This is a genomic window from Burkholderia sp. Ac-20379 (genome assembly GCF_017104645.1).
Classification (GTDB): domain Bacteria; phylum Pseudomonadota; class Gammaproteobacteria; order Burkholderiales; family Burkholderiaceae; genus Burkholderia.
In genome coordinates, this window is sequence record NZ_JAAGPF010000464.1 from 1 (window position 1) to 4,370 (window position 4,370).

Here is a 4,370-nt window from a genome sequence, read left to right on the forward strand (position 1 = left end):
GGCCGAGCCCAGCCCGTTCGACAGCGCACCGGCCGCCGTGCCGGCCGCCGAGTTGATGCCGGTCGCCAGCGCGCCCGCGCCGTTGGCCAGCGCCGCGGCGCCGCTCGACAGCGCGCCCGATGCCGTGCCGACGATCCCGGACAGCGCGCCGGCCGGGTTCTGCAACGCCGTCTGCAGGCCCGAGACGACGCCCGATAGCGGCGTGTTCTGCGCCAGCGCGCCGACCGTGCTGGCGAGACCGCCGAGCGAAGTCTTGAGCGGCCCGACGACGTTGCCGAGCGCCACGTCGATCACCTTCACGCCGTTCGCCGTCACCGTCAGCGCCACGCCGTTGATCGCGTTGATCGCCGCATTCACGCCGAGCGACGATCCGGCCAGGCTGCCGGTGCCGCCGAGCGTCGCGCCGCTCGCGTTCAGCGAGCTGCCCAGATTCAGATTGGCCCCCAGATCGCTGACGACCGTGCCGGCGTCGGCCATCGCGGGCTGCGCCGCCGCGATACCGAATGCCGTCAGCGCCGAAAGCGCGATGCTCGACAACTTGAAGTGTTGTTTCATTGTTGACCCCATGTCAGTTGGTCTTGCCGTCGGGTATGACGGCTGAGTCCATTGCAGGGTCCGTGCCAGTTCAGCAAGCCAATTGTCAACGACGCGGTTCGTCGAACAACTGTCCAACAAATCCCCGGAAACAGAGGGGTTCGCGCACGACGGCGCGACGCGCGCGCTGCAAACGCCTTGGCCGGAACGCGCCGCGATTCGGCGGCGTAACGTAACAGGCGAATGGAACGTTACGCGCGAGCGCCGTAACAGCCCGAATACCTGACAGCGATCGCCCTATTGAAAATGACAGGCCGGCTTTTCTCCAATCCCGAACTCGACGATTGCCGGACGGCATCGTGCGATCGCAGGCCAGTCAAGCTTCACGGAGAATTTCATAACACCGCATCGGATTATTTTTTTAAACATTTTCAATCCGGACGTTTCAATCGGCCACGAGATTTTTATTGCACGGCTGCGCCTAATTCATGCCGGTTACCGGTGCTCGCGCGGCAATCATTTTTCATGATCTGACAAGCGCGCCGCGCACGCCCCCGGCGACGCCGCAACGGAGATTCCCACGCCCGGACGCCAGTTTTGCGACAATGCTGGGTTTCGACCCGCGCCCACCCTCCGAGCCTAGCCGATGTCGTTTCCTCATATCGATCTGCTGTACTCCGCTTCCGGCCTGTTCGTCGGCTTTCTCGTGGGCCTGACCGGCGTCGGCGGCGGTTCGCTGATGACGCCGATCCTGGTGCTGCTGTTCAACGTCCACCCGGCCACGGCGGTCGGCACCGACCTGCTCTACGCGGCCGCCACCAAGGCCACCGGCACGCTGGTGCACGGCTCGAAAGGCTCGATCGACTGGCGCATCACGGGCCGCCTCGCGGCAGGCAGCGTGCCGGCCGCGGCGCTCACGCTCTGGCTGCTGCACGCGCACGGCTTCGGCTCGGCGTCCACCAACCGGCTGATCCAGATCGTGCTCGGCGCGGCGCTGCTGCTGACCTCGGTCGCGCTCGTGTTCCGCCCGCAACTGGCCGCGTTCGCCACGCGCCACGCGTTCGCGCCGAACCCGGCGCGAACGGTCGTGCTGACGGTGCTGACGGGCGTCGTGCTCGGCGTGCTGGTGTCGATGACCTCGGTCGGCGCGGGCGCGATCGGCGTCACGGTGCTGCTGTTGCTGTATCCCACGCTCGCGACCACGCGCATCGTCGGCTCGGACATCGCGCACGCGGTGCCGCTCACGCTCGTGGCCGGCATGGGCCACTGGCTGCTCGGCTCGGTGGATTGGTCGATGCTGGTGTCGCTGCTGATCGGCTCGCTGCCGGGCATCGTGATCGGCAGCCATCTGTCGACGCGCGCGCCGGAGCGCCTGCTGCGCAACGTGCTGGCGGCCACGCTGGTGGCGGTGGGGCTGAAGCTCGTCACCGTCTGAGGACGGGCGGCGGGGATTCGCCGAATTCGCGGGAAAGAAAAGAAAGAAGGAAACGCGCGCCGCGCGGCGGGTTCGCCGCGCGGCGCGCTGTCAGCCGCTTACTGCTGCTGGACGGTCAGCTTGTTGTCGACCGAGGTGACGCCCTTCACGCCCTTGGCGGCTTCGCCGGCCTTGTCGATCTGCGATGCGTCGGGCACCGTGCCCTGCAGCGAGATCGCGCCGCCCTTCGAGCGCACGGTGATGTTCGAGACGTCGATGCCGCCGGCCTTCGTGATGGCCTTGCGCACCGCGTAGCCGAGCTTGCGGTTCTGCTTGCGGACCGTCTTGGCGGCGGCCTTCGACGTGCTCTTGGTGGCCGCCGGCGCGTCGGTGCTGGCCGCATCGCTCGCTTGCGCGTACACATTGCCGCATACGAGCGCCGCCACTACCGCGCTGCCCAGTGCCTTCCACACGATCGACTTCATGTTTGCTCCTTTTGTGATGCCGGCGAGGTTCGTTCATCGACGAACCGGGGCCGGTGTACCCCCAGAAAACGGCCGGCGGCTTGGATGGCCGGCCAACATTTCCACGGAGCGATCGAGAGGCGCTGCATCCGCCCGGCAAGCGCTGGGCTGGCCGGACTGCCGGGCCACGTCCGTCTCGCGCCCGATCTGTGAAGCGCCGGGTCGCGCCGCGACGGACAAGGCGCGGCTGCGTCGCACAATGTAATCCAGCGGCACGCGAAGCGCAAAGCCTTTGCGTGCCGGATCGGCCCATGTGGCGCGCGGCCATCCGGACCTTCCCGAATCCCGCGCCCGGCGGGCCTCGCCGAAGCCGAACTCGGTTACCATCGTCGCGATTCGGGATGCCCGAACGTCCCGTGCCGAACCGGCCTGCTCCGCCCCTCCCGCTCCGATGACCGAACCGCCCCGCTCCCGTCGCCCGCACCGGATCCTCGCCCGCTTCGTGGCGGTGTCGTGGCGCGACCTCGCGATGTCGTTCGGGCCGGCGCTGCTGCTCGGCGGCGCGGCGATCTGGCTCGCGATCCGGCTGATCCAGCCCGCGCCGCCCACCCACCTGACGCTGTCGGCCGGCCCGCCCGGCAGCACCAACTGGTCGGCCGCGCAGAAGTACAAGCGGATCCTCGCCAAGAACGGCATCACGCTCGACGTGCTGCCGTCCGAAGGCTCGGCGCAGAACCTGCAGCGCCTGCTCGATCCGCACGCCAGCGTGGATGTGGCGTTCGTTCAAAGCGGGCTCGAACAGAAAACCCCGCCGGATCAGCTCGTCTCGCTCGGCAGCGTGGGCTACGTGCCGATCGCGATCCTGTATCGCGGCGCGCCGGTGCAGCGGCTCTCGCAGTTTCGCGGCAAGCGCCTCGCGCTCGGCCCGGACGGCAGCGGCTCGCACGAGCTCGGCCTGGCGCTGCTGAAGCTGAACGGCATCCTGCCGGGCGGCGCGACCCAGCTGCTGCCGCTGGCCGGCGAGGACGCGGCGCGCGCGCTGATCGACGGCAAGATCGATGCCGCGTTCCTGTCCGGCGATTCGACCCAGATCCCGGTGATGGCCAAGCTGTTCCGTGCGCCGGGCGTGCGCTTCTACTCGTTTCCGCAGGCCGACGCCTACGCGCGCCGCTTGCCCTATCTGACCGACATCACGCTGCCGATGGGCGTCTACGACCCCGGCACCAACCTGCCGGCCGAGGACATCCACACGCTGTCGCCCACCGTCGAGCTGATCGCGCGCGATTCGCTGCACCCGGCGCTGTCGGATCTGCTGATCGAGGCGGCGCGCGAGGTGCAGGGCCGCGCGACGATCCTGCAGCGCGCGGGCGAATTCCCGTCTCCGGTCACGCACAGCAGCATTGCGCTGTCGGACGACGCGGCGCGCTACTACAAATCGGGCAAGACCTTCCTGTACCGCCAGTTGCCGTTCTGGGTGGCAAGCCTGGTCGACCGGCTGCTGGTGATCGTGGTGCCGCTGGTGGTGGTGCTGATTCCGGGGCTGCGCTTCGTGCCGCTGCTGTACGGCTGGCGCGTCCGCTCGCGGATCTACCGCTGGTACGGCGCGCTGATCACGCTCGAACGCAGCGCGCTCGGCGAGCTGTCGCCGCGCGAGCGGATCGCGCTGCTCGACAAGCTCGATGACGTGGAAGACGCCGTCAACCGCATGAAGATGCCGCTCGCCTACGCCGGGCAGTTCTACGTGCTGCGCGAGCACATCGGCTTCGTGCGCGAGCGCCTGCTGGCGCAGGACGACGCGGCGCGCGGCGCACGCGACGAGGCCGCCGCGCCCGGCCCGGCAGGCCCCCGCGCCCGGGACGGGGTGCTGGTGGGGAAGGGGGGTGGTGGCCGGCGAGGTGCCGTGGGTGCGCGTCGCAGTAAAACAAATCACACACACATCAGTAGTGTGACAGCCTCAT

General features: G+C 68.7%; 3 protein-coding genes and 1 pseudogene. 2 read left to right on the forward strand and 2 right to left on the reverse strand.

The annotated features are described in order from the left end of the window. Nucleotides 1-555, reverse strand: a pseudogene (locus G3N92_RS31370) (hypothetical protein); the annotation flags it as partial. 625 nt (nucleotides 556-1,180) lie between these two features. On the opposite strand from G3N92_RS31370, the gene G3N92_RS31375 reads away from it, so the two are divergent. After that, nucleotides 1,181-1,969 (forward strand): sulfite exporter TauE/SafE family protein, encoded by a 789-nt coding sequence (locus G3N92_RS31375; RefSeq protein ID WP_206131423.1) that lies wholly within the window; start codon nucleotides 1,181-1,183, stop codon nucleotides 1,967-1,969. A gap of 98 nt (nucleotides 1,970-2,067) precedes the next feature. Here the strand turns inward: G3N92_RS31375 and G3N92_RS31380 are convergent, their stop codons facing one another. Beyond that, entirely contained in the window at nucleotides 2,068-2,433 is a 366-nt protein-coding gene (locus tag G3N92_RS31380) for a BON domain-containing protein (protein ID WP_206131424.1), read from the reverse strand. Between the two features lie 430 nt (nucleotides 2,434-2,863). Between G3N92_RS31380 and G3N92_RS31385 the strand changes: the two genes are divergently transcribed. Then, nucleotides 2,864-4,370 (forward strand): TAXI family TRAP transporter solute-binding subunit (locus tag G3N92_RS31385; protein ID WP_241015137.1); only part of this gene is annotated, 1,507 nt, incomplete at its 3' end.